The organism is Lysobacter sp. Soil_N_51 (genome assembly GCF_057655755.1).
This window is the reverse complement of sequence record NZ_JBDGLR010000006.1, coordinates 481,245-507,454: the sequence shown is the minus strand read 5'-3', so window position 1 is coordinate 507,454 and position 26,210 is coordinate 481,245. Positions and strand designations below refer to the sequence as shown.

At 62.3% G+C, this 26,210-nt stretch carries 18 protein-coding genes; 12 read left to right on the top strand and 6 right to left on the bottom strand.

Annotation, left to right across the window (positions count from 1 at the left end):
* The 3 genes from AC3A4T_RS14065 to AC3A4T_RS14055 form a co-directional block, all read left to right on the top strand.
* The coding region (locus AC3A4T_RS14065; RefSeq protein WP_487675947.1) for a hypothetical protein at nt 1-305 on the top strand (305 nt) is incomplete at its 5' end.
* Between the two features lie 83 nt (nt 306-388).
* Nucleotides 389-700, top strand: a complete 312-nt coding sequence (locus AC3A4T_RS14060) for a hypothetical protein (protein WP_487675946.1) — start codon at nt 389-391, stop codon at nt 698-700.
* 265 nt (nt 701-965) lie between these two features.
* Entirely contained in the window at nt 966-1,304 is a 339-nt protein-coding gene (locus tag AC3A4T_RS14055) for a hypothetical protein (RefSeq protein WP_487675945.1), read from the top strand.
* A 69-nt stretch (nt 1,305-1,373) separates the two neighbouring features.
* Here AC3A4T_RS14055 and AC3A4T_RS14050 read toward each other — a convergent pair whose 3' ends face one another.
* Together AC3A4T_RS14050 and AC3A4T_RS14045 are read right to left on the bottom strand one after the other, a co-directional pair.
* A complete protein-coding gene (locus AC3A4T_RS14050; RefSeq protein ID WP_487675962.1) occupies nt 1,374-2,015 on the bottom strand; it encodes a transposase in 642 nt (213 codons plus the stop codon).
* Nucleotides 2,016-2,032: 17 nt separating this feature from the next.
* Nucleotides 2,033-2,542: a transposase gene (locus AC3A4T_RS14045; protein WP_487675944.1), complete on the bottom strand. Its 510-nt coding sequence runs from the start codon at nt 2,540-2,542 to the stop codon at nt 2,033-2,035.
* 322 nt (nt 2,543-2,864) lie between these two features.
* Here AC3A4T_RS14045 and AC3A4T_RS14040 point away from each other — a divergent pair, with 322 nt between their 5' ends.
* The 3 genes from AC3A4T_RS14040 to AC3A4T_RS14030 all read left to right on the top strand — a co-directional run bounded on the left by AC3A4T_RS14040 (nt 2,865) and on the right by AC3A4T_RS14030 (nt 4,469).
* Nucleotides 2,865-3,203, top strand: coding sequence for a hypothetical protein (locus tag AC3A4T_RS14040; RefSeq protein ID WP_487675943.1), 339 nt, complete (start codon nt 2,865-2,867; stop codon nt 3,201-3,203).
* 276 nt (nt 3,204-3,479) lie between these two features.
* The gene (locus tag AC3A4T_RS14035; RefSeq protein ID WP_487675942.1) at nt 3,480-3,845 is read left to right on the top strand and encodes a hypothetical protein; all 366 of its coding nucleotides are present in this window, start codon (nt 3,480-3,482) and stop codon (nt 3,843-3,845) included.
* A gap of 51 nt (nt 3,846-3,896) precedes the next feature.
* A complete protein-coding gene (locus AC3A4T_RS14030; RefSeq protein WP_487675941.1) occupies nt 3,897-4,469 on the top strand; it encodes a hypothetical protein in 573 nt (190 codons plus the stop codon).
* Between the two features lie 625 nt (nt 4,470-5,094).
* On the opposite strand, the gene AC3A4T_RS14025 is transcribed toward AC3A4T_RS14030, so the two are convergent.
* Complete coding sequence (locus AC3A4T_RS14025; protein ID WP_487675940.1) at nt 5,095-6,039, bottom strand: IS30 family transposase; 945 nt, start codon at nt 6,037-6,039, stop codon at nt 5,095-5,097.
* A 121-nt stretch (nt 6,040-6,160) separates the two neighbouring features.
* On the opposite strand from AC3A4T_RS14025, the gene AC3A4T_RS14020 reads away from it, so the two are divergent.
* From AC3A4T_RS14020 to AC3A4T_RS14005, 4 genes are all read left to right on the top strand, one after another.
* Nucleotides 6,161-6,481, top strand: a complete 321-nt coding sequence (locus AC3A4T_RS14020) for a transposase (protein WP_487675939.1) — start codon at nt 6,161-6,163, stop codon at nt 6,479-6,481.
* The gene (locus tag AC3A4T_RS14015; RefSeq protein ID WP_487675961.1) at nt 6,463-7,323 is read left to right on the top strand and encodes an IS3 family transposase; all 861 of its coding nucleotides are present in this window, start codon (nt 6,463-6,465) and stop codon (nt 7,321-7,323) included. Before AC3A4T_RS14020 ends, AC3A4T_RS14015 begins: the two co-directional genes overlap by 19 nt.
* 112 nt (nt 7,324-7,435) lie before the next feature.
* Nucleotides 7,436-7,711 (top strand): hypothetical protein, encoded by a 276-nt coding sequence (locus AC3A4T_RS14010; RefSeq protein ID WP_487675938.1) that lies wholly within the window; start codon nt 7,436-7,438, stop codon nt 7,709-7,711.
* 46 nt (nt 7,712-7,757) lie between these two features.
* Complete coding sequence (locus tag AC3A4T_RS14005; protein WP_487675937.1) at nt 7,758-8,096, top strand: hypothetical protein; 339 nt, start codon at nt 7,758-7,760, stop codon at nt 8,094-8,096.
* A 1,719-nt stretch (nt 8,097-9,815) separates the two neighbouring features.
* Here the strand turns inward: AC3A4T_RS14005 and AC3A4T_RS14000 are convergent.
* Nucleotides 9,816-10,058, bottom strand: a complete 243-nt coding sequence (locus tag AC3A4T_RS14000; RefSeq protein WP_487675936.1) for an XAC0095 family protein — start codon at nt 10,056-10,058, stop codon at nt 9,816-9,818.
* A gap of 402 nt (nt 10,059-10,460) precedes the next feature.
* Here AC3A4T_RS14000 and AC3A4T_RS13995 point away from each other — a divergent pair, with 402 nt between their 5' ends.
* Nucleotides 10,461-10,901: a hypothetical protein gene (locus tag AC3A4T_RS13995; protein WP_487675935.1), complete on the top strand. Its 441-nt coding sequence runs from the start codon at nt 10,461-10,463 to the stop codon at nt 10,899-10,901.
* Nucleotides 10,902-11,155: 254 nt separating this feature from the next.
* Here the strand turns inward: AC3A4T_RS13995 and AC3A4T_RS13990 are convergent, their stop codons facing one another.
* Nucleotides 11,156-14,956 (bottom strand): hypothetical protein, encoded by a 3,801-nt coding sequence (locus AC3A4T_RS13990; RefSeq protein WP_487675934.1) that lies wholly within the window; start codon nt 14,954-14,956, stop codon nt 11,156-11,158.
* Nucleotides 14,957-14,966: 10 nt separating this feature from the next.
* The gene (locus tag AC3A4T_RS13985; protein WP_487675933.1) at nt 14,967-25,331 is read right to left on the bottom strand and encodes an Ig-like domain-containing protein; all 10,365 of its coding nucleotides are present in this window, start codon (nt 25,329-25,331) and stop codon (nt 14,967-14,969) included.
* Here AC3A4T_RS13985 and AC3A4T_RS13980 point away from each other — a divergent pair.
* Complete coding sequence (locus tag AC3A4T_RS13980; RefSeq protein WP_487675932.1) at nt 25,318-25,674, top strand: hypothetical protein; 357 nt, start codon at nt 25,318-25,320, stop codon at nt 25,672-25,674. The genes AC3A4T_RS13985 and AC3A4T_RS13980 overlap by 14 nt on opposite strands.
* Nucleotides 25,675-26,210: the final 536 nt, after the last annotated feature.

Below are 26,210 nucleotides of genomic sequence, written 5' to 3'. Positions count from 1 at the left end.
CAACCGCGCGCGCTTACACTCATCGCTTGGCTATCGTACGCCGTTGCAAGCAGAGCGCGATTATCTCGAAACTAAATCTGTATCCTGACTACCTGTCTGTGGAAGCCGGGGCGCTCTACCCTGACCCCTGTTTCCGCCCCCTGTTTCCAGGTCCGGAATGGCAAGACTTTGTGACCTTCAATAAAGGCTTTGGAGAGGCGCTTGGCTACCAGCCACCTCATGAGTGGTTACCGAAAGCTGGAGATTTCGACATGATTACGCCCCCCCTATATCGCAACGGAGTTTCTGAGACGGCTAGACCATAGGTAGGTATCTCTCCCCAAACTAGTATTCACACAGATGCAGCGGTTAAGATCTTCGACCAGTACATGGTCAGGCGAAAATCACGATGAATGTCTTTGCATCCGAAACAGACAAGAAGATATTGTTTGACGGCATCGTCAGAGAATTGCAGAAACTTTTCGGGCTCTCCGCTATAGTAGCGTCGGAGCTACTGGCGACCTACAAGGCGCGCTTCTCTGATGTAGAGTATTGCCGATCGATTGGTGTATCGGCGCAGGATGATGATTTTTTCTTTCACCAGGCCCCAATGGGAATGGCGTTAATGATTTACTACTATTTGGTTGTCAAGGGCGATCCGGATCCACAAGAGTTCTTGAACTGGCGAACTGGTTATCTAACACAACGGCGAAATACGTGACTTTTCGTGCAAGGTTCACTTCAGATATTCGGATCAATTGTGAGCACTAGCCATGGCAGTTCCGGAATAAAAACAGGGGTCAGAGTGCACTTTCCAATATCTATCGAGCCTTAGACGGACGCCCGATCTTTGCCGGGCCTGCGCGCCGCTGCAACTGGGCTTCGATCATGGCTCGAAACCGGTCCGGAAACAGGGGTCAGAGTGGGCTTTAATTATAAAGTGCACTCTGACCCCTGCTTTTCAAAACCGAAGGGTATTTCTGGAAATGAATAGTAAAAATATTGCCCTAGATTTCTTTAACTCCTGGCTGGCAACTGGAATAGTAGATGGCAAATTTTTCTCCAAAGACTTTACCTTTATAGGGCCATCACCAATAGTTGATGCTGACGCATGGCTGATGAATTCAGATGAAGAACTACCTATGGAGGATGTAAAAATAATCGAAAAAATCGTAACCGATTCAGCCACTGTGTTATTTTTTGAAGGCGTGGACCCTGTTACTTTATTAACCTATCGCACCGCATGGTTTTTTATCATTGAAAAAGAAAAAATTTGTCGCCTTACGGAAGTCCGACAAAGCATTCATCCCAGGCAATCCGATTAAAAACACGTATTCATGCAAAACAGGGGCAGAGCGAAAACAGGGAGCGGAGTGGAATTTGGGAAACAGGGGTCAGAGTGGACTTTCCGTTCCACTCTCCGGCCCCGGCCGATCCTTGCACGGACGCCCAATCTTTGCCGGACCTGCGCGCCGCTGTAACTGAGCTTCGATCACACTCCAGAATCGGTCGGTACCGAGTGCGTGCTGTCGCTGCAGTCGCAGCCGAATCAAAGCCACGTCGTCTGGATTTAGTGCTTCTGCACCCAAGCCGGCATAGGCCTGCTGACGGCTTGTATCGTCCGCATCCAAGGTCAGGTAGACCGGGTGGGGAGTGAGTAAGGTGCTCGGCTCGCCCGATGTATTTGCGCGATAGCTGGACCAGCGATAATCCCCTGGCGCGCTCACCATCTCCGCGCGCACTTGGTCGAGCTCGATGTAACGATAGCAATGCAGCAGATAGCTATTACTGTCCACCGGACACGCCTTGTATCGCCCTTCCCACAAAGCGCCGGTGCAATGGTAGCGATCATTGACATAGCGGACATAGCGCCGACCGAGCGCCTGCATGATCGCGCTCACCTGCCCCGCCTGAGATGGCGTGAGCAACCGATGCACCTGATTGGTCATCAACACATAGGCGTGGATCGCGCAGCCCACCCGAGAGGCCAGCTCACTTAGTTCGCTGAGGTAGCGGACGCGCGAAACAGGGGTCAGAGTGCACTTTCCAAGATCTATCGAGCCTTAGACGGACGCCCGATCTTTGCCGGACCTGCGCGCCGCTGCAACTGGGCTTCGATCATGGCTCGAAACCGGTCAGTGCCGAGTGCGTGTTGGCGCTGCAGTCGCAGTCGAATAAGAGTTACTTCGTCTGGGTTTAGTATCTCTGCAACCAAGCTGGCATAAGCCTGATGACGGCGTGTAACGTCCGCATCCAAGGTCAGATAGACCGGGTGGGGAGTGAGTAAGGTGCTCGGCTCGCCCGATGTATTTGCGCGATAGCTGGACCAGCGATAATCCCCTGGCGAGGTGACCATCCCCGCGCGCACCGGGTTGAGCTCAATATAACGATAGCAATGCAGCAGATAGCTGTCACTGTCCACCGGACACGCCTTGTACCGTCCTTCCCATAAGGTGCCGGTGCGATGATAGCGATCATTGACATAGCGGACATAACGCCGACCGAGCGCCTGCATGATCGCGCTCACCTGCCCGGCCTGAGATGGCGTGAGCAGCAAATGCACGTGATTCGTCATCAGCACCTAGGCATGAATCGCGCAGCCTAGCCGAGAGGCGAGCTCACGTAGTTCTCAGGTAGCGGACGTAATCAATGCCCTGAAAGAAATTGGGGCGTCTATCGCTACCGCGCTGAACGACATGCTGCGCGATATTGGGCAGATCAATCACCGGCTGTCGAGGCATACTGTGCTTCCTTGCGGGAGAGCGCATAGTCTGTTTAGTTTGACACCAGCCGCCTTAGGCCCACTACGAATGCAGACCTAAGGAGAGGCCACTATGAACCCTGTTTTTGTAAACTCTGACGCCTGCTTCCGAACGAGGTTTTCCATGTCTGTTGTGGCAATGATTGATGAACCCCAAAATGATGATGAGCGTGCATTCGACGTCCCCGTTTGCAGCGCGTCTGTTTACAGGGAAATAATTAAACCTAGAGCTCTGACCCTGGAACTGACGCTGTGTGTTGGCTGGGGCACGATGACTGAAGTCGACTCTACTATGGTTTCTGAATTCATCAGGCAGATTCGTGTGCTTGCTGCGGACATCCAATCGGCATCGGATGTTTCAGAGGAAATGAAAGAGCATTGCGAGTGGAGATTTAACAACTTATTGAAGAAAATCAATGCGGCCGTATTTAAGCGCAGTGACGTGGCATTTTCTCTCGGGTGATGGAATTGCGTCGTTCCGCGAAACAGAGGCAACGAAGAAGGGGGCGAATTGGACTTTTCATCTCGTTCTCCGAGACAGATCGAGCCTTAGGTTGACGTTTGATGGCGCAACTGTAACTAGAGGCTTGCTTGAGATCGCAATTCTCCCCGCTCGACCGCAAAGCGAAAACGAAAACAGGGGTCAGAGTAAGCATTAATTAAACCGTATACTCCGCCCCCTATTCTATATAAGCGAAGAGACTGTAAATTCTAACTTCGACCCAGATTGAGGAAAACGATGAGCAAGCGAGAATTTCTTTTCTTCCTAAAAGACAACATAGATGAACTTACACTAATAGCGATTCTAAATGACACCTTAGGTTTTAAAATTGTTTCGGATCTATATCACACCCCTAATCCCGACGGGTTCGCTCAAATCACCACATTTGACATCGGATTCAAATGCGGGTGCTTTGTTACATATATAAACAAAGATGAGATCAACGAACGTATCGTAGCTCGCGATCTGGCAAAGAATATCCAGAGCGAACTTATATTCGAAATGAAAGCATCTGATAAGTGGCTGCACGTTCAACCGACCGGAGAGCATAGAGAGGTGACCGTAATCGATATCGATGTCGGAGTGGACATAGCACCCGAATGAAAAATTATACTTAAAAAACGGGCTCATCGAACTCTCGAAAAGGAATGACGAATGAGTTCATACTCGATTCCGACGGCTGCCCGGGCTATGCTGAGCGGGCTCACTGGCCGAAAAATGGTGCGGATGCTTCGTTATAGTTTATGGCCGCTGGAAGAGGCTGCCGCCGAGGCGGAAATAGACGAGATGTCGGTGTTTTCCCTATGTTCGGGGCCGATGGCGGTTTACTTCGACGACGGGAGTATTCTCGGCCTTGCCAGCGATTCGGAGGACAATAGCGTGGTGGTAAGGGTCGAGCGCAGCGCTGAAGGGGTCCTTAATAAATACGCCATGGAACACGATTCGGATATTTTTCCGATCGATTCCACCGATATGCGGTTTTCCACGCCATTCTGGTCAAGCTTGAATGGCCTGAAGTTGATTAGATTTGAATTGGTTAGATCCTTGGCATTAAATGCGGTTGAACAGCTGCGACCGAGCGAGCTTGGCCTATGTTTTGTCTTCGAAAATAATCAGCGCTTCATTGCCTCGCATGGTCTGCACGATGGTGGCGATGATTTTTCTGTTCTGGAGTTGCACCAGATTCCGGCCGACATTCGTAAGGCGTTGCTTTTGTCGCCATTGTGACAGGACGCTAGGCGCCAAAAACAGGGAGTACAATGCACTTTCTGTTCCACTCCAAGAGACCGATCGGGCCTTAGACGGACGCCCGATTTTGGCCGGAGCCGCACGCCGCAGCAACTGGATTTCGATCATGGTTCGAAACCGGTCAGCACCGAGTGCGTGCTGTCGCTGCAGTCGCCGCCGAATAAGAGTCAGCCCATCTGGATTTAGCGCTTCTGCAACTGAACTGGCATAAAAACTGCAGACGGCTAACACCATCTGCATCCAAGGTGAGATAGGCCTGCGGTGGCGTAAGCAGAGCATCAGGTTCGCCTATCGCATCCGCTCGATAGCTGGACCAACAATAATCGCCTGGTGCACTGCTCATTCCCGCGTGCAATGGGTTGAGTTCGATGTACCGACAGCAACGCGGCAGATACATAACGCTGTCGACCGGATACGCCTTGCACCGCCCTTTTCACAAGGTGCGGGACGCCCTCTCAAAGGGTCATGGCGCGGTGAAAGCTAGTCGAGATCAGACGCGCTCTCGTGCGAATTGCCCGAGCCTCTTCAGAGTGCAGGAAACAGGGGGCAGCAGGAAACAGGGGTCAGAGTGGACTGCCCCGCATTTCACAGACACCCGGCGAATTCAACTTTGAAGTGCAACGTGATCTTGGTTGAAGAATACCTCGCAGGGAGTCAGGTACCCCAGTCGCTTGCGAGGGCGATCATTTAATAGATCTTCAACGGCTTGCAGTTCCTGCGCGGTAATGGTGCTGAAGTCGCGCGCTCTGGGGAAGAAGTGACGGCACAGGCCATTGAAATTTTTGTTGCAGCCGCGTTGCCAGGGGCTGTGTGGATCGGCGAAATAGACCTGTGCATTCAACTGTTCTTCCAGCCACCGATCCTCGGCGAACTCGCTGCCTCGGTCGCAGGTCAAGGTGTGCACGATCCCGGGAAGGCGATCCAGGCGGCCCAGGATGCTCAAGGACACGGCCTGAGCCGTGCCGTCCGGGCTCCAGCCCAGGCGGGCAAAGCCGGTTCGACGTTCGACCAATGTGACCAATACTCCGGTACCGCGGGCCGGTCGTACGGTGTCGGCCTCCCAATCCCCCACGCGACTGCGTGCGGCCACCTCGGCGGGACGGGCGTGGATCGAGCGACGCTCGGTGAAGCGTCCCCGGCGGCTGTGGCCATAGCCCTGCCGGCGTTTGGGATGACGCAGATGATGGCGCAGGCCCAGTTGCCGCGCGTAGCGATACACCGTCGTATGACTGACCTGGCCGGCCTTGAGCAAAGCCAGTCGTCCGCTGATCTGCTCAGGACTGTGCTTCTCCTGCAACCGAGCGATCAGCTCGACGCGCACCGACTCAGGCAGATGCGCGCGGGCGCTGGCGTCATGACGCCGTTGTTTGGCGTGCCCGTGGGCGATGGAGCCGACATAGCTCTTGCCGCGACGATTACGCCGCAACTCACGACAGACCGTGCTGGGATGGCAGCCGATCGTTCCCGCAATCCCGAGCTGGGACATCCCCACTCGATACAAGGCGGCAATCTGGTAGCGTTGCTCCAGGGTCAGGTGCTGATAACTCATGTGCAACTCCACTTGGCGGTGAAGCGGCACAGGTTACGGCGCCTGGCCCGCTTCTTTTCAAGGAAATTGCACTTCGCGGGTTAATTCGCCCCCGACAATGGGGTCATCCCGGAGGTGTTGAATGACAAGGCAACGGTTTACTGCGGAGTTCAAACGCGAAGCGGTTCGGCTGCTGGAGCGTGGCGACAAGCCGGCGACGCAGTTGTCGGCCGAATTGGGCGTTCCGCGCAATCGACTGTACAAATGGCGTGATGCGCTGCACACACAGGGCGAGCATGCGTTCCCGGGACCCGGACGGCGCTCATTGCAGCAACTGGAGCTGACACGCTTGCGTCGCGAGCTGGCTCGGGTGACGGAAGAGAACATCATTCTAAAAAAAGCGACGGCGTACTTCGCGAACGGCAACAAGCGCGGTACGCCTGGATCGAAGGGCAGCGAGTGAATCACTCGCTTGCCGACCTGTGCCGCGCCTTGCGCGTGTCCGCCAGCGGCTATCACGCTTGGCTGTCGCGTGAGCCCAGCCGGCGCGCCCAAGACGATGTACGGCTGGCGGCGATCATCGCGGCAATTCATTACGAGCATCGTGAAGCCTACGGTAGCCGCCGGCTGTGGCGCGTGCTGGCTCAGCGCGAGGTGGCCTGTGGACGGCATCGAATGGATCGACTCCGCCGTGAGCACGATCTTTGGACACGCCGTCGTCGTCGCTTCGTCCGCGCACGTGCGGCGCTGCAACGCACGCCGGCGGCCCCGAGGCGAGTGACCTGGCCGTTCGCGGCCAGTGCGCCCGATCGCATCTGGGTAGGGGACATCACTCACCTTTCGACACAGGAAGGCGTGCTGATGCTGGCGATCATCCTGGATGTGCATAGCCGTCGCGTGGTGGGCTGGGCGATGGACACCCATCAGCGCGTGGAACTGGCGGAACGTGCGTTGCAGATGGCGTTGCACCACCGTCGGCCGACGGCTGGATTGATTCTTCATCACGACCGCGGGAGCCAATACACCGCCGCCCGATACAGGGCAAAAGCGGAGGCGGCGAAAATCACACTGAGCATGAGTCGCCCGCGCGTGCCTTACGACAATGCCGTCGCCGAAAGCTTCTTCGCAACCCTCAAGTTGGAATTGATGGAAGGTGTGAAATACGCCAGCCGCGAGGACGCCAAGCAAGCCGTATTCGAATATGTTGAGGTCTTCTACAACCGCGCACGCTTACACTCATCGCTTGGCTATCGTACGCCGTTGCAAGCAGAGCGCGATTATCTCGAAACTAAATCTGTATCCTGACTACCTGTCTGTGGAAGCCGGGGCGCTCTACTCTGACCCCTGTTTCCGCCTGTTTCCGGTGCGAAGGAAAGTGCACCCTGCCCCATCGCCCCTACCCTACAAGGTTAAAATTTTGGAACTTGATATCGCGGCAATCATGGAGCTTCAAAAAAAAGCAAGAGAAGGAGCAACAGCATCTACACTGATTGAATGCATAAAAGCAACACAGGCAACTAAAGTTAACGCCTTCTTGGTCATCAGGTATTTTATGGAAGCACTTGATCTCACCCTACTTCAAGTCAGGGAACTGCCAGGCGCATTCTCTTTAGGCGGCGGCGTATATACGGATCAGGAGATCGATGCATTAATTGGCCCACACTTATTAGCCTGCCTCGGCCCAAAGAAATAAAAGAGAAAATGCACTTCGACCTTTTTTTTTGATCCCGGGGCTTTCCATGTCTGTCGTGGCCACAATTGATGACCCTCAAAGTGATGATGAGCGGGCATTCAACGTTCCTGTTTGCAATGAGTATGTGTACAGGGATTTCATCAAGCCCCGAGCGATGACTCTGAAGTTAACGCTCTGTGTTGGCTGGGGCACGATGACCGAAGTTGACTCCACTCTAGTGCCTGAATTCATCAGGCAAATTGGTGTGCTTGTCGCTGATATTCAGTCAGCGCCGGATGTTCCGGAAGAAACGAAGGAGCATTTCGAGTACAGATTCAATAATTTGTTGAATCGGATCAATGCAGCGGTACTTAAACGCAGTGACGTCGCGTTTACGCTAGGGTGAAATTTGAACATTGTTTTTATGAGCAGGGAAGCGACTTCCTGCGTACAGTTTTTTCTGAGTATCCGAACGGAAATATGAAAATCATCTGCCCTGGATGCAAAAAAGAGATGATCGTCATTTTGACTGCGGATGACATTGCACAACATGGGCGAGCAAAGGGCATATATTGCCCTAACGGACACATACAGACCGTATTCAATATCCGGTGATTTATACATATGGGCAAAACATCGAAACGGATAAAAATGGACTTTTCGTTCCACTCATCGATGCTGATCTAACCCAACCGGACCTCAGATCTTCGCCGAACCTACTCAGCTATCTATATGCATTTGCTGATTTATCGCCTCGCCTAGTATCTAGCCTTGTCTGCGCCCTCCGCCGAGAACGTCATACAGACACTGAGGTCTCGTAAGGGCTCCAAGAGCCTTGCTCCTTTGTGCGCGGAGCGTCTAATCCCAATCGCAAGCCTTCGAGCCTTGCGCGCAAGCTCGCCGGTCCGGTCGCAAGGCTCCGACGCTTGCGATGGCAAGGCAAAAAGCGTCGTGCGCCGGGTTCGCGACTCCGCGGGCCGAGCCCGGCGCTGCGCGTGCAAGGCTCCAGGCTCGGCCGCAAGGCAAATAGCTTTGCGAGTACAAGCCTCCAAGGCTCGCGCATCGGGCTTTTTGCGTTGCGGTTCACTCTGATTGCTGCGGTCGCAAGGCTCCGAGCCTTGCGATCGCAGTTGCGCGCTCGACGCTTGGCCCTTCGGGGGCTGAGCGCAAGCCTTCAACTGCGGGGCCTTGGGCGATGAAAGGCTCCCGCCGCCGGCGTCGCTACGCGCAGGACATGATTTCGTCCAAGCCGTGGCAAAAATCGCCCACGCGCGGGCGTTGGCGCCTTGCGTGCGGTCGTTTGCTCGGTGCGGCCGCCGTCGCGGTCGACGACGGCCGAGGCGCGGCGGCGCTAGGCCGAGTGGATCGTCTAGAGGCTGAAGACTTTGGCCGAATTGGGGTCTGAATTGGACCAGGGTAGACTTTTCAGTTCAGCGTGAGCCATCGTCGGAAGTCGCCGGATGCGAGATCAACGAAAACGCATTCGTCCCTAACCCAGCTGTTTTCTTATTTATTTTTATACAGCCAACCATGACTTACACATTTGATTATTTTGTCGGACAGCTGACCTGCTTCAAATGCGGCAGCGTTTCGAAAGCAAATGAATCAACCGACATGCAAACGAAGATATGCGAAAAAAGACATCTCATAGATTACGGGGCCGGAGATTTCTTACCATGCGATTACGCCAATCTGCGCGAAAATGGATATATAACAATAAACACTCCGAGAAGCATGGAATCCTATTCCCTGCTGGATTTTTGGAACTACCCCAACTGCCACGCTGCATTTAATTGCGCGCGGATAGTAGTTGAGAGCGAAATCATAGTATCGGTTGAATCGATTGACCTGGATGTCGAAGCCATTAATTTCTGCAATTACATCTCCGAGGACTGCGGATATCTCGGATGGCGCGTAAAGGATGGACTGGCGACTAAGACTGATATCTAAGCATCAAGCCGAAGCAGACTTTCCGACCCACCCTTCGAAATCGAGCAAACTTTAGGCAGAGCGCGACCTCACTGAACCCGCGCCTCGCTATAGCCGGGCTTCAAGCATGGTCCGGAAATTGGTCGCTCGCTCAGTGCGGCCGCCTCGTAGAGACGACGGCCGGGTCGCGGCGGCGCTACGCCGACCGGATCGTCTTGAGGCTGCGATCCATTTGCTCGGCCCATAGCCGGAAGACGTTGGCCAGGGCGCGGCGGCGGGACTGCTCAGGTTTGCGGACGGCCGGGGCCGGTTCGGTCGTCGGATCGATGGTGTGGGCGATGCCAACCAATTCGTCGTGGAACGCTTGCAGTTCAAGGTAGGCATCGACGGGTAGCACAACGCTGTCCGCACGCGGGGCGGACGGGGTCTTGCGGGGCATAGGCGCACTCCTCTCCATGGACCGGTGGCCCGCGCTGCGCGAAGTCGCAGGCGGGATGTCGGGAGGCTAGAAACCGTACAGAGACGGCGGGCGTATTCCCCTTGCGGGTGTTGTATTAGCCGCCCTCCCGACGCGGGAACGCGCCGAGTTTGCGCCCGAAAATCAGGCACAAAAAACCCACCGGTATTTCGGAGGTGGGAACCGCTCTGTAAGGAGTTTCTAGGCTCCGAGGCAAAGATTGCTACTGAGGCATGGATGTGTCAACTGCCCTCGCCACGCATCGAAGAGACGCTATTGCTGGCGTTGAGTGCACGTCGTCGCTGCGGCCCGTTACCATCGGGCGATGGCAATCAGGCGGCAAGTACAAGCTCTGTGACAAAACCCCGTACGAGAGAGCGACAAATGTTCATCGGCGTCACAGTGGACGAGGCATCGCTTCGCTTCTCACGCAACGTAACCGGCATCGTGTTCTTCGAGTTTGGCACGTTCCAATTCCCCCACCGGGATTGGAATGACTTCGTAGTGGTCATTCTCGGCTGGTGGCTCGATGCAACGACAAAGCTCATGGCTGCCGGTGAAGGCGAAACCGAGCTGTACTTTATGGATGGCCCCTATGCGCTACGGATAGTCATTGTGGGCGGTCTCTTTAAGATCAGTCGCGGACGCGATGATGTCGCTACTGAAACCACCGCTTTCAATCTAGAGGTCGAGTCACTGACCTTTCTGCATGCCATCCTCAATGCATCAAAAACGGTCCTTTCGGCTTGTGCCAGTCGAGGCTGGGCGACTGCAGACACTGAAGCGTTGCAACACAAAGTTTCGCGGCTCGACACCAGGCACTGAGACGCGTCTTGGTCGGGAGAAACGGGCGGCAGAATGCACCTCCTGTGCAAACGCGGGTCGGCCGGCGGCTGACAGCGATGTCTGTCGGTTGCTGGCGCTGAACTGCCCGGAGTGGCGACGTGGTTTAGAGGTCGCGGTCGCGGCTTGCGCCGCTCCTACAGGGGGCTGACGAAGCTATTCGGCGATCGGAGACTCACAAAAAAGGGCGCCGTTGCGGGCGCCCTTTTGGGATACGGCTTGGTTGCAGCCGGCGGTCAGTAGTAACCCGCCAGGTTCAAGAACCAGCCCTTGTTGTCGTATTCCAGGTCGGTCAGGTCGTCGCTGAAGTCGGTGAAGTTGTAGCCCACGCCGACCTTGAAGTTGTCGCCGATCTGACGGTCCACGCCGATCAGCCAGCCGCGCTTGTCGCCGCCGTCCTTGACCGCCAGCCAGCGGTATTCGGCCAGGGCGTCCCATTTGGCGATCAGGTGGTAGCGCACTTGGCCGGCGAGGAAGTCGGCGCGGCTGTCCAGCCACAGGCCGGTGCCGCGGCCCATGCGGTAGTCGCCCCAACGGCTCGCGGCCTTGCCGCCCAGTTCCCATTTGTCGTCGATGCGGTAGATGCCTTCGAACGACAGCACCTGCGAGCGCTGGTCGTACTGGTTGCCGCCGTCCTGGCCGATGGTGGCCAGGTCGTAGAGGTACACGTACTTGCCGAACGCGGCCCAGCGCGAGCTGTCGTGCGGGCGGTAGGCGAAGCCGAGGTTGCCTTCGACGGTCTTGGCGCCGCGGCTGACGTCGATTTCGTCCTTGATGTCGGAGTACAGGAAACGCGCGGCGATGCGCCAGTCTTCGTTGACCTTGTAGAACAAGCGGTTGCTGGTGACCCAGGCTTCTCGACGCTCGGCGCCGCTGTCCTTGCGATATTCGATCTTGCTCGACCAGTCGGTGTTGGGATCGACGCGGCCGCCGCTGAGGCTGTAGGCGCGGCGGTCGACGTGGCCGGTCGCGGCTTCCAGGTCGCCGTCCATCACCGCGAAGCCCAGGTTCCAGCCTTCGGCCGGATAAAAGTCCATGCCGAAGGTGTGCATGATCCCTTCGCTGGAATCGCGCGGGTCCTTGAGGAACTGGCTTTCGTTGTACAGGTTGGTCTGGTTGTTCAGGCGCCAGCGTTGGCCGATGGTCCAGCCGGTCTGCAAGGCGCTGTCGAACAGCGGATCGCGTTCCGTGCTGTCGCTGCTGAAGGTGTAGGCGCCGTACAAGGTGTGATCGGTGCTGAGGCGGTACTCGGCGTCGACCTTGCCGGCTTCGCCGCGGCTGCCGCTGCTGACTTCGGCGCCGACGCTGGAGCGGTCGCCGAACAGGTAGCGCGCGCCCACGGTCAGCAGGTCGTTGCGGTCGTACTTGCCGCCGTCGTCGTCGAGCGTGTACTGGCCGGTCGCGTACAGCTCGAGGGTCGAGCCGATACGGTGACGGTAGCTCAGCGCGAACAGCATCGCGTCGATGTCCGGGCTCAGCGAGGCGGCGCTGCGTTCCTCGCGCACGCGGCGCAGTTCGGCGCCGAGCTGGTCGTCGTTGGTGATGCGCCAGTCGGCGGTCAGCTGGCTCTGTTCGAGCGCTTCGTCGCCGCGTTCGCGACGGGTGTGGCGGCCGAACAGGCTGAAGTTCTCGGTGAAGTAACCCAGGAACTCGGCGCCGTATTCCTGCACCGCTTCGCCGTTGTCGTAACGCGAGATCGAGAAGCCCTGATCGATGTCGCGCCACCACGCGCCCACGCTCCAGTCGAGCTGGGTCCAGCCCAGTTCCTTGAAGTTGGCGCGCGCTTCGACCTTGTCGGCGTCGCCGCGACGGGCGCCGGTGATCGCGTTGATGCGGGTGAAGTCGACGCCGCCGTTGGTCGAGTACCAGATCGGCGCGGCGGTCGATTCGGTGCGGGTCTTTTCCAGTTTCAGGTAGGTGCCGCGGCCGGCCTGCAGGGTCAGGTCGACGCCCTTGAGGCTGTAGTCGTCGCCGCTGCGGTTTTCGTCGACGTAGGTGCCGCCGACGGCGAAGTGATCGCCGAACCATTGCTTGCCGCGGAAACCGGCGCTGACGTCGTCGACCTGGAAACCGGCCGGGACGTATTCGTAATCGACCAGCAGGCGCTGGGTATAGCCGTCCAGCGGGGTGTCGCGGGTCAGGGTGCGCACGTTCTCGCGGGTGATCTGCGACAACGGGCGGCTGAGCAGGATGCGGCCCTGCATGTCGTTGATTTCGTAATCGGCGCCGCGCTTCAAATCGACGCGCGATTCGACCCGGCCGGTGCTGACGTCGCGGATCTCGACCGTGACTTTTTCCGAACCCGGCAGGATGTCGGTGTGGCGCAGCATGTACAGGCTGTTGCCGGTGCCGAGGAATTCGGTGTGGCCCAACGCGCTCTGCGCTTCGGAGCCGAACAGCTTGAGTTCGCTCTTGGGATCGCCGAGCACGGTGGTGTTGCGGCTGCGCCAGTTCAACGCCGCGCCGTACAGCGAGCGGTTGTACTGGGCGTACTCGGTGCCGGTCATGCCGGTGTTGAAGTTGCCCCACAGCGCCTGGTTCTGGTCCCAGTCCACGCGCAGGTACAGCTTGCCCTGGGTGTCGACGTCGCGGTAGGTGTTGGAATCGTCGCCGTACACCGGGTAATACAGGTTCGGATCGAGGCGGCGGAAGATGTCCTGCGCCTGGGCGTCGAAGAAGCCGTTGAACAGCCGCTTGATTTCGTTTTCGTGGGTGTCGGCCTGGGCGGTGATCAAATACTTGCCCTGCACTTTCCCCTTCAAATAAAACGCCAGGCGGCCTTCGCTGATGAAGCTGTCGTCGTAGCGGCCGTTGTCGCCGGCGGCCAGCGGTTCGATGTTGCCGCTGACGTTGTTCTCCGACAGGGTCACGTCGGCCAGCGCGACCAGGAAGCTGTACTTGCCGGTCACGTTGACGTCGAGGTTCTTCTCCAGCTCGCCGCCGCCGCGGTTCTTGATCTTGACCGCGTAGGTGTGTTGGCCGACCGGTTCGAGGAACTCGGCGGCGAACTTGCGTTCCAGGTCGATCGGGAAGGTCTGGTCGTTGATGGTCAGCTGCGCATCGCGCGGGATGTCGCGGCCGTAGATGCGCACGCGCGAGCCGTACACCGGGATGTTCTGGATGCGGATCGCGTTGGTGCCGTAGATCGAGCTGGTGATCGCCACGTCCTGCGCGCCGCGATCGTCGATCGCCTGACCGAGCGTGCGCTGCACTTCCTCGCGCTGGATCTGCACGCCGCGTTCGTATTCCTCCGGCTTGACCAGCTGGATGCGCTGCGGATTGATTTCGTCGAACGCACCGTCCTTGCCGTAGGCGCGGGCGATGTAGATCAGTTCGTCGCCGGCCAGCAGGTTGATGTTGGACGGCAGGACGCCGTCCCACTCCTGCTCGGACACGTTGTCGACCGGCAGGTCGATGGTGGCCAGCGGCGTGACCAGGTCGGTGTCGCTGCCGCGGTAGACGGTGACCTGCAACTTGTCGATGAACGACGCGTAGTTGGTGTAACCGTGGAAACGCAGCGGCTTGGTGATGCGGCCGTTCTCGAACGGCGCGATCGAACCGGCCTGGACGTTGAGCACCGGCGGGCCGAGGGTGGGATCTTCGGTGGCCCAGATCACGCCGCCGTTGGGCAGGTCGATCTGGAACTTGCCGGCGATCTTGGCCGCGCCCGGGGTCAGGTTTTCGCGCACCACGTCGACGCGGCGATTGGCCTGCAGCGCGTTGGCGTCGTCGCCCTCGGCCACCGGCTTGTCTTCGCCGCGCGTTCGCACGCGAAACAGCAGGCCTTCGTCGCTGCGGCATTCGGTGCCTTCGCACTTCGCGCGCGGCACCGGTTCCAGCGCTTGCGTCTGCGGCTGCGGTTTATCGAGCGAGCTCAGGTCCACCGGAACCGGCGTGGTGCGCAGGCCCGTGTCGCGGGCCGGCGCGTTCTGCGTCGGGTTGTTGGCGCCGGCTTTCTGCGCGTACGCGGGCGTGGCTGCACCGGCCGAGAGCAGGCCGATCAGGGTCATGTCCAGAAGCTTCATCTTCATCTTCATGGTCATGTCCTCAGCGGTTGCCCACGCCGACTGGCGCCTGGGTGTCGTCAGTGATGTCAACTCGCACGTTCTGCCTCACCTCGGGCTTGAGTTCGGCCGAGATCGCTTCGAACACGGCCTTGGCACGGCGTAGACCCAGTTGCACGTTGTAGGCGGCCGCGCCGCGTTTGTCGGCGCGACCGATCACGCCGACCGCCCCGCTGCCCTGTTGATTGAGCGCCTTGGCGATTTCGCTGATCAGTGGCTTGTACTGCGGCTTGATCGTGGCCTGGTCGGTGTCGAACAGCACCTCGCCCAGGCGGATCGCCGGATCCAGGCTGACCAGCGCCTGGCTCGCATCGACACCGGCGACCACGTCGACCTGCACCTTGCGCGCCAAGTCCGGATCGGACTCGAGCTGACGCATCAGTTCGGTCTGCACGGCGCGGGCGCGGGCGAAGGCGAGCGCCTCCTCCTCGGCCTGCGCGGTGACGGTAACGCTGCCGCCGCCGGCGTCGCGCAGCTTGCCGGCGATGTCTTCGAACATCGGCGTGTAGTCGGTCTTGACCTTGGCGCTGCCGGCTTCGAAGAACACCTCGCCCAGTTCGACGTCGGTGTTCGACTTGCTGCTGCCGATTTCGCCCGGCGGCAGCTTGACGCCGAAGTCGAAGCGGGTCGGCACGCCCTGGGTGATGCGGCGCACGCGCGGGTTTTCGGTGGTGAACACCGTGCCCGGCGGCAAGGTGGCCGCGTCGACCTTGAGGATGAAGTTGCGTCCCCGCGCCGAGTTGCCGCCTTCGATGCCTTCCAGGTGATAACGGCCGTAGGCGTCGGTTTCCATGATCAAGCCTTCGACCGATGCGATGCGCACGCCCGGGATGCCGCGTTCCTCGACCCCGTTGTTGCGGATCGTGTACGCCACGACGTAACCGCTCGCGCCCTGGCTGACCTGACGGCTGACCTGCAGATCCTGCGCGGTCAGGCCCTTGGCGGCGTCGCCGCGGCTGCGCTCGACCGTGGTCTTGCCGGCCGCGTCCATCCGCACCGTGGTGCCTTCGTCGGTGGTCAGCACGAAGTCGTCGGCGAACTCCAGCGCGCTGAGCGTCTGGCGCACGACCACTTGATGCTGCTCGGGCGAGACCGCGTCGGAGCTGCGGCCGTCGATCCGGCCCAGCGCGATGCCGTGCAGCAGCGGCGCGCTGGCGTCGGGCTCGGCGACCGGGCCTTGGCCGCGGTCGACCGTGGTCGAACCGGCGACGTAGGCACCCGGAGCGAAGCCGCCCTGCACCTTGATGCCGGTGGCCTTGGCCGGGTCCTGCCAACCGTCGCTGTCGCGGTCGTCGAACACGCTGCCCACGATCAGGCTGTCCTCGAGCAGCGGATCGCCCGCCATCACCACTTCGGCGGTCGCATCGTTACTGATCTTGGTACCGCCGTTGTCGTAACCGGCGACCTGGTTCTTGTGCACGCCCTTGCCGACGCCGGCGCCGACGCGCAGGAAGTAGCTGACCGTGGCCTTGCCGCCGATGCCGACATCGATGCCGGTGATGCGCAGCGGGTTGGCGCTGGCGACCACGCCGTTCTTGTTGTCGTCGTCCACCGTCAGCGAGTTGTCGACGAAGGTGAAGCCGGCCGGCGGGATGTCGACCAGGGTCGCGTTGACCGCGGGCGAATCGCCGACGTTTTCGATCTGCACGGTGTAGCGGACCAGATCGCCGATCTTGACCTCGCGGGTCGCCGAGGTCTTGACCAGACGCAGCACCGGGGCGTTGGCGAGCACCGTGATCGTCACCGAAGCGGTCGCACACACCGGGGTCGGCGACGAGGTGTCGCAGACGCGGTAGGTGAACGTGTCGGTGCCGGCGAAGAACTGGTTCGGCGTGTAGGTGCACGAACCGGCCGCGCAGGTGACGGTGCCGTTGGCCGGCGGGTTGGCGATGGTCAGCGAGCCCGGATCCAGCGGCGCGCCGGTCACCGTGTCGTTGCCGATCACGTTGATCGTCACCGGCGTCTGCTGGTTGGTCTGGGCGGTATCCGGCGTCGCGGTGACCGTGTTCGGCTGCACCGTGACGGTGACCGTGGCGGTCGCGCAGTTGGTCGGATTGAGCTTCTCGCAGATCGTGTAGACGTAGCTGTCGGTGCCGCTGAAGTTGGCGCGCGGCGTGTAGGTGATGGTGCCGTCGGTGTTGACCACCACGGTGCCGTTGCTCGGGTCGGTGCTGACCGTGATCGTGACCAGGGTCGGATCGATCGGCGCGCCGTTGAGCGTGTCGTTGGCGATCACGTTGGTCGTCACCGGAGTGTTCTGCGGGGTCACGCCGGTGCCGCCGGCCGGATCGTCGGTGGCGGTGATGGCCGGCGCGCTGACGGTGATGGTGACCGTGGCGGTGTCGCAGTTGCTCGGATTCAACACCTCGCACAGCTGGTAGGTGACGGTGTAGGTGCCGGCCGGGGTGCCCGGTGCGACATCCACGCCGCCATCGGCCTTGACCGTCAGCGGACCGCTGCTGACCGGGGTGACAGTGACGTCGACCGGATTCACCGCGCTGCCGCCGAGGGTGTCGTTGGCGAGCACGTTGATCACGTTGGTGCCGCCGGTGTTGCCGTTGACCGGGGTCGCGACCACGTCGTCCACCGCATCGATCACGGTGGCATCGACGGTGACGCTGACGGTGGCGGTCGAGCAGTTACTCGGGTTGAGCACTTCGCAGATCTGGTAGGTCAGCGTGTAGCTGCCGGCCGGCGTGCCGGGCGCGACATTCACCGCGCCGGTGGCCGGGTCCAGGGTGATGCCCGGGTTGCTGGTCGAGACCTGGGTCAGGGCCACGTCGGCCGGAGTGACCGGGTTGCCGTCGAGGGTGTCGTTGACCAGTACGTTGGGCACCGCCACACCGCCGCTGCGACCGTCCACCGGCGCGCCGGTGTCGTTGGTCGCCACGATCGGCGCGGCGTTGACCGTGACGGTCACGGTGGCGTCGTCGCAGTTGCTCGGGTTGAGCACTTCGCACAGGCGGTACACCAGGGTGTACGTGCCCGCCGGGGTGTTCGGCGCGACATCGACCGCACCGGTGGTGGTGTTGAGGGTGACGCCCGGGTTGGTGGTCGAGACCTGGCTCAGGGTGACGTCGGCCGCAGCGACCGGGTTGCCGTTGAGGGTGTCGTTGCCACGCACGTCCGCCACCGCGGTGCCGCCGGTGCGGCCGTTGACCGGAGCGCCGGTGTCGTCGTTGGCCACGATCGGCGCCGCGTCGACCGTAACGGTCACGGTGGCGTCGTCGCAGTTGCTCGGGTTGAGCACTTCGCACAGGCGGTACACCAGCGTGTAGGTGCCCGCCGGGGTGCCCGCGGCGACGTTGACCGCGCCGGTGCCGGTGTCGAGGGTGATGCCCGGGTTGGTCGAGGAGACCTGGCTCAGGGTGACATCGGCCGGGGTGACGACCACACCGTTGAGGGTGTCGTTGCCGCGCACGTCGGTCACCGCGATGCCGCCGGTGCTGCCGTTGACCGGCGTGCCGGTGTCGTCCACCGCCACGATCGGCGCGGCGTCGACGGTCACCGTCACGGTGGCGTCGTCGCAGTTGGTCGGGTTGAGCAGTTCGCAGATCTGATAGGTCAGCGTGTAGGTGCCGGCCGGAGTGCCCGGAGCGACCGTCACCGCGCCGGTGGTCGTGTTGAGAGTGACGCCCGGGTTGGTGGTCGAGACCTGAGTCAGCACCACATCGGCCGGGGTGACCGGATTGCCGTCGAGCGTGTCGTTGACCAGCACGTTCGGCACCGCGGTACCGCCGGTGCTGCCGTTGACCGGCGTGCCGGTGTCGTTATTCGCCACGATCGCCGCCGCGTCGACCGTCACGGTGACAGTGGCGTCGTCGCAGTTGGTCGGGTTCAGCACTTCGCACAGGCGGTACACCAGCGTGTACGTACCCGCCGGGGTGCCGGCAGCGACAGTCACCGCGCCGGTGGTCGTGTTGAGGGTGACGCCCGGGTTGGTGGTCGAGACCTGGCTCAGGGTGACGTCAGCCGCGACGACCGGGTTGCCATTGAGCGTGTCGTTGACCCGCACATCCGGCACCGCGGTACCGCCGGTGCGACCGTTGACCGGCGTACCGGTGTCGTCCACCGCCACGATCGGCGCGGCGTCGACGGTCACCGTCACGGTGGCGTCGTCGCAGTTGGTCGGGTTGAGCAGTTCGCAGATCTGATAGGTCAGCGTGTACGTGCCGGCCGGGGTGCCCGGAGCGACATTCACCGCGCCGGTGGTGGTGGTGAGAGTGACGCCCGGGTTGGTGGTCGAGACCTGGGTCAGCGTCACGTCGGCCGGGGTGACCGGGTTGCCGTCGAGCGTGTCGTTGACCAACACGTTCGGCACCGCGGTACCGCCGGTGCTGCCGTTGACCGGCGTGCCGGTGTCGTTGTTCGCCACGATCGCCGCCGCGTCGACCGTCACGGTGACAGTGGCGTCGTCGCAGTTAGTCGGGTTCAGCACTTCGCACAGGCGGTACACCAGCGTGTACGTACCCGCCGGGGTGTTCGGCGCGACATCGACCGCGCCGGTGGTCGTGTTGAGGGTGACGCCCGGGTTGGTGGTCGAGACCTGGCTCAGGGTGACGTCGGCCGCGACGACCGGGTTGCCGTTGAGCGTGTCGTTGACCCGCACGTCCGGCACCGCGGTACCGCCGGTGCGACCGTTGACCGGCGTACCGGTGTCGTCCACCGCCACGATCGGTGCCGCATCGACGGTCACCGTCACGGTGGCGTCGTCGCAGTTGGTCGGGTTGAGCAGTTCGCAGATCTGATAGGTCAGCGTGTAGGTGCCGGCCGGGGTGCCCGGAGCGACGTTCACGGCACCGGTAGCGGTGTCGAGAGTGACACCCGGGTTGGTGGTCGAGACCTGGGTCAGCACCACGTCGGCCGGGGTAACCGGATTGCCGTCAAGCGTGTCGTTGACCAGCACGTTCGGCACCGCGGTACCGCCGGTGCTGCCGTTGACCGGCGTGCCGGTGTCGTTGTTCGCCACGATCGCCGCCGCGTCGACCGTCACGGTGACAGTGGCGTCGTCGCAGTTGCTCGGGTTCAGCACTTCGCACAGGCGGTACACCAGCGTGTACGTACCTGCCGGGGTGTTCGGCGCGACATCGACCGCACCGGTGGTGGTGTTGAGGGTGACACCCGGGTTGGTGGTCGAGACTTGGCTCAGGGTGACGTCGGCCGCAACGACCGGGTTGCCATTGAGCGTGTCGTTGACGCGCACATCCGGCACCGCGATACCGCCGGTGCGACCGTTGACCGGCGTACCGGTGTCGTCCACCGCCACGATCGGCGCGGCGTCGACGGTCACCGTCACGGTGGCGTCGTCGCAGTTGGTCGGGTTGAGCAGTTCGCAGATCTGATAGGTCAGCGTGTAGGTGCCGGCCGGGGTGCCCGGAGCGACATTCACCGCGCCGGTGGCCGGGTCCAGGGTGACGCCCGGGTTGGTGGTCGAGACCTGGGTCAGCACCACGTCGGCCGGGGTAACCGGATTGCCGTCAAGCGTGTCGTTGACCAGCACGTTCGGCACCGCGGTGCCGCCGGTGCTGCCGTTGACCGGCGTGCCGGTGTCGTTGTTCGCCACGATCGCCGCCGCGTCGACCGTCACGGTGACAGTGGCGTCATCGCAGTTGGTCGGGTTCAGCACTTCGCACAGGCGGTACACCAGCGTGTACGTACCCGCCGGGGTGTTCGGCGCGACATCGACCGCGCCGGTGGTCGTGTTGAGGGTGACGCCCGGGTTAGTGGTCGAGACCTGGCTCAGAGTGACGTCGGCCGCGACGACCGGGTTGCCGTTGAGCGTGTCGTTGACCCGCACGTCCGGCACCGCGGTGCCGCCGGTGCGGCCGTTGACCGGCGTACCGGTGTCGTCCACCGCCACGATCGGCGCCGCATCGACCGTCACCGTCACGGTGGCGTCGTCGCAGTTGGTCGGGTTGAGCAGTTCGCACAGGCGGTACACCAGCGTGTACGTGCCCGCCGGGGTGCCCGGGGCGACCGTCACCGCGCCGGTGGTGGTGTTGAGGGTGATGCCCGGGTTGGTGGTCGAGACCTGAGTCAGCACCACATCGGCCGCGACGACCGGAGCGCCGTTGAGCAGATCGTTGGCGCGCACGTCCGGCACCGCGGTGCCGCCGGTGCTGCCGTTGACCGGCGTGCCGGTGTCGTCCACCGCCAGGATCGCGGCGGCGCCCACCTGCACGTCGACGTCGGCTTCGGTGCAATTGGTCGGATCGGCGGTCTCGCAGATCCGGTAACGCAGGGTGTAGTTGCCCGCCGCGGTGCCGGCGGCGACGTTGACCGCGCCGGTGGCCGGATCGATGGTCACGTTCGGGTTGCTGGTGGAGACCTGGCTGATCGTCACCGTCGCGGTGGTCGCCGGCTGGCCGTTCAAGGTGTCGTTGACCAGCACGTTGGGCACGGCGGTGCCGCCGCTGGCGCCGCTGGTCACCGCGCCGCTGTCGTCGATCGCGACGATCGGGCGACGGGCGGTCGGGGTGGTGCGGGTCGCCGGCACCGGAGTGGTGACTTCGGTCGAGACCACGCTGGCGTTGTTGACGATCTCGCCCGCGGTGACCTCGGCCAGGGTGACGGTGTGGGTACCGGTCAGCACGCAGGTGCCGCCGACCGGGACGGTCGCGCAGGTCTGGCTGGCCGGAGTCAGCTGGGCGTCGCTGACCACCACGTTGGTGAGGGTGACGTTGCCGGTGTTGGTCGCGGTGACGGTGTAGGTCAGCACATCGCCCAGGGTCACGCTGCCGCTGCCGTCGTTGTCGGCGTTGCTCGGCGCGGCCTTGACCAGCGACAGGCTCGGGTTGGCGACCGGGGTCGGCGTCGAGGTCGAGGTGTTGTTGCCCGGGGTCGGATCGCCGGTGGTCGAGGTGCCGGTGGCGGTATTGGCGTAGCTGCCGGTCTCGAGCACGACCGCGCTGACGCTCAAAGTCTGGCTGGCGCCGACCGCGAGCGCGCCGACGGTCCACACGCCGGTGCCGGCGTCGTAGGTGCCCGCGCTCGGCGTGGCCGAGACGAAGGTGTAGCCGCTGGGCAGCGCGTCGTTGACGACCACGTCGGCCGCGACCGACGGACCGGCGTTGGCCACGGTGATGGTGAAGGTGATGGTCGAGCCGATCGGCGGATTCGGGTTCGACACGGTCTTGGTCACGGCCAGATCGGCCGAATCCACCGGAACCGGGGTGCTGGTCGAGGTGTTGTTGCCCGGGGTCGGATCGCTCGTCGTCGAGGTGGCCGTCGCGGTGTTCGCGTACGGGCCGTTCGGCAACACGGTCGCGACGATATCCAGAGTCGCGTTGGCGCCCACCGCGAGCGCACCAACCGCCCACACACCGGTACCGGCATCGTAGGTGCCCACGCTCGGCGTGGCCGAGACGAAGGTGTAACCCGCCGGCAGCTGATCGTTGACGTTGACGCCAGCCGCGGCCGACGGACCGTTATTGCTGACGGTCACGGTGAAGGTGATGTTGGTCCCGACGGTCGGCGTCGCGCTCGACGCGGTCTTGATCACGGCCAGGTCGGCCGAATCCACCGGCACCGGGGTGCTGGTCGAGGTGTTGTTGCCCGGGGTCGGATCGTTGGTGGTCGACGTGGCCGTCGCGGTGTTCGCGTACGGACCGTTCGGCAGCACGGTCGCGACGATATCCAGGGTCGCGTTCGCGCCCGCCGCGAGCGCACCGACGGCCCACACGCCGGTGCCGGCATCGTAGGTGCCCACGCTCGGCGTGGCCGAAACGAAGGTGTAACCCGCCGGCAGCTGGTCGTTGACGTTGACGCCGGCCGCGGCCGACGGACCGTTGTTGCTGACGGTCACGGTGAAGGTGATGTTGGTCCCGACGGTCGGCGTCGCGCTCGACGCGGTCTTGATCACGGCCAGGTCGGCCGAATCCACCGGCACCGGGGTGCTGGTCGAGGTGTTGTTGCCCGGGGTCGGATCGCTCGTCGTCGACGTGGCCGTCGCGGTGTTCGCGTACGGGCCGTTCGGCAACACGGTCGCGACGATATCCAGAGTCGCGTTCGCGCCCGAAGCCAAGGCACCGACCGCCCACACACCGGTGCCGGCGTTGTAGGTGCCCACGCTCGGCGTCGCCGAGACGAAGGTGTAACCCGCCGGCAGCTGGTCGTTGACGTTGACGCCAGCCGCGGCCGACGGACCGTTGTTGCTGACGGTCACGGTGAAGGTGATGTTGGTGCCGACGGTCGGGGTCGCGCTCGACGCGGTCTTGATAACGGCCAGGTCAGCCGAATCCACCGGCACCGGCGTATTGGTCGCAGTGTTGTTGCCCGGGGTCGGATCGTTGGTGGTCGAAGTCGCCGTCGCGGTGTTCGCGTACGGACCGTTCGGCAACACGGTCGCGACGATATCCAGGGTCGCGTTTGCGCCCGCCGCGAGCGCACCGACGGCCCACACGCCGGTGCCGGCATCGTAGGTGCCCACGCTCGGCGTGGCCGAGACGAAGGTGTAACCCGCCGGCAGCTGGTCGTTGACGTTGACGCCCGCCGCGGCCGACGGACCGTTATTGCTGACGGTCACGGTGAAGGTGACGTTGGTGCCGACGGTCGGGGTCGCGCTCGACGCGGTCTTGGTAACGGCCAGGTCGGCCGAATCCACCGGCACCGGGGTGCTGGTCGAGGTGTTGTTGCCCGGGGTCGGATCGTTGGTGGTCGACGTGGCCGTCGCGGTGTTCGCATACGGACCGTTCGGCAGCACGGTCGCGACAATTTGCAGAGTCGCGTTCGCGCCGGAAGCCAAGCCGCCCACGGCCCACACACCGGTGCCGGCGTTGTAGGTGCCCACGCTCGGCGTCGCCGAGACGAAGGTGTAACCCGCCGGCAGCTGATCGTTGACGTTGACGCCGGCCGCGGCCGACGGACCGTTATTGCTGACGGTCACGGTGAAGGTGACGTTGGTGCCGACGGTCGGGGTCGCGCTCGACGCGGTCTTGGTAACGGCCAGGTCGGCCGAATCCACCGGCACCGGGGTGCTGGTCGAGGTGTTGTTGCCCGGGGTCGGATCGTTGGTGGTCGACGTGGCCGTCGCGGTGTTCGCATACGGACCGTTCGGCAGCACGGTCGCGACAATTTGCAGAGTCGCGTTCGCGCCGGAAGCCAAGCCGCCCACGGCCCACACACCGGTGCCGGCGTTGTAGGTGCCCACGCTCGGCGTCGCCGAGACGAAGGTGTAACCCGCCGGCAGCTGATCGTTGACGTTGACGCCGGCCGCGGCCGAGGGACCGTTGTTGCTGACGGTCACGGTGAAGGTGATGTTGGTGCCGACGGTCGGGGTCGCGCTCGACGCGGTCTTGGTCACGGCCAGGTCGGCCGACGCCACCGGCACCGGCGTATTGGTCGCGGTGTTGTTGCCCGGGGTCGGATCGTTGGTGGTCGACGTGGCCGTCGCGGTGTTCGCGTACGGGCCGGTCGGCAGCACGGTGGCGACGATCTGCAGGGTCGCGTTAGCGCCCGAAGCCAGAGCGCCGACCGCCCACACACCCGTGCCGGCGTTGTAGGTACCCACGCTCGGCGTGGCCGAAACGAAGGTGTAACCGGCCGGCAGCTGGTCGTTGACGTTGACACCGGCCGCGGCCGACGGACCGTTATTGCTGACAGTCACGGTGAAGGTGACATTGCTGCCGATGATCGGCGTCGCGCTCGACGCAGTCTTGGTCACGGCCAAGTCGGCCGACGCCACCGGCACCGGGGTATTGGTCGCGGTGTTGTTGCCCGGGGTCGGATCATTCGTCGTCGACGTGGCCGTCGCGGTGTTCGCGTACGGGCCGTTCGGCAACACGGTCGCGACGATCTGCAGGGTCGCGTTCGCGCCCGAGGCCAACGCGCCGACCGCCCACACACCCGTGCCGGCGTTGTAAGTACCGACGCTCGGCGTGGCCGAGACGAAGGTGTAACCCGCCGGCAGCTGATCGTTGACGTTGACGCCGGCCGCGGCCGACGGACCGTTGTTGCTGACGGTCACGGTGAAGGTGATGTTGGTGCCGACGGTCGGGGTCGCGCTCGAAGCGGTCTTGGTCACGGCCAGGTCGGCCGAGGCCACCGGCACCGGGGTGCTGGTCGCGGTGTTGTTGCCCGGGGTCGGGTCGGTCGAGCTGGAGGTCGCGGTCGCGGTGTTCGCGTAAGGACCGGTCGGCAGTACGGTGGCGACGATCTGCAAGGTCGCGTTCGCGCCCGAGGCCAGGGTGCCCACCGCCCACACGCCGGTGCCGGCGTTGTAGGTGCCCACGCTCGGCGTGGCCGAGACGAAGGTGTAACCGGCCGGCAGTTGGTCGGTCACGTTGGTGCCGACCGCCGCGGACGGGCCGGCGTTGGCGACGGTCACGGTGAAGGTGATGTTGGTGCCCACCGTCGGCGTCGGATTCGACACCGTCTTGGTGACCGCCAAATCCGACACCGCGGCCAGCGCGTTCGAGTCGGTCGCCGAGCAGGCGCCGGTGGTGGCATTGAAGGTGCCGCCGTTCGCGGTACAGGCCGTGTCGACGTTGGTCACGTTCGTCGGCGGCGTGATCGTCGCGGTGTTGCGCAAGGGATTGGCGAACTGCGCCATGGCCGGCAAGGCCGCCAGCGCCATCACGGCGGAAAGCAATACACGCGCCCCGGTTCGAGCGAAGCGGGATCCAGCATGGGAGTCGCGACGAGCGGACGACTGGCTGGCCGGGGTGCGGGTAGTGACGATATTCATGCGGTAGCCCAAACAGGAGTTCGGTAAGCGCCGGGAACGGCGGCGACAGTCACCGGTGCGGTGAGGTGTCGTCGGCGCCAAGCGGCTGGTCGACGTGCTTACTGCTGGCAATGCCTTGTATTGCGAGTTCGTGCGGGTACGACGAATGCTTGATGCCTGGCTTCCATGCGTTTCGCATACCACTCGCGACACGCAGCAAATCCACATAAAACGAGCGTCCCGTGATGCAGATGCTCGTCTCGGAACCGCCTTCGGCTATCCGTCTGCCACGCGCAAGGGCAGTTCGCCCCATGCGCCAGCGCCGGAACGGCTTGGCGATTCACATCGACTACCAGGTAGGAACTGCGCGCCCCCGGCCGCCATTCGACGGCCACGCGACACGCAGACAGAGTCCGCCGATACGGCGGAGGGAACAGCGACATCCCCATGGATACCGAGTCTTGACCCCTGACACGTCATAACGTGCCCCCCTTTTTTCCACCCCTGTTACACGCCCCACTACGACTAATCGCAGTGTTCAGATGCAACAGATCCTCTGTGGAA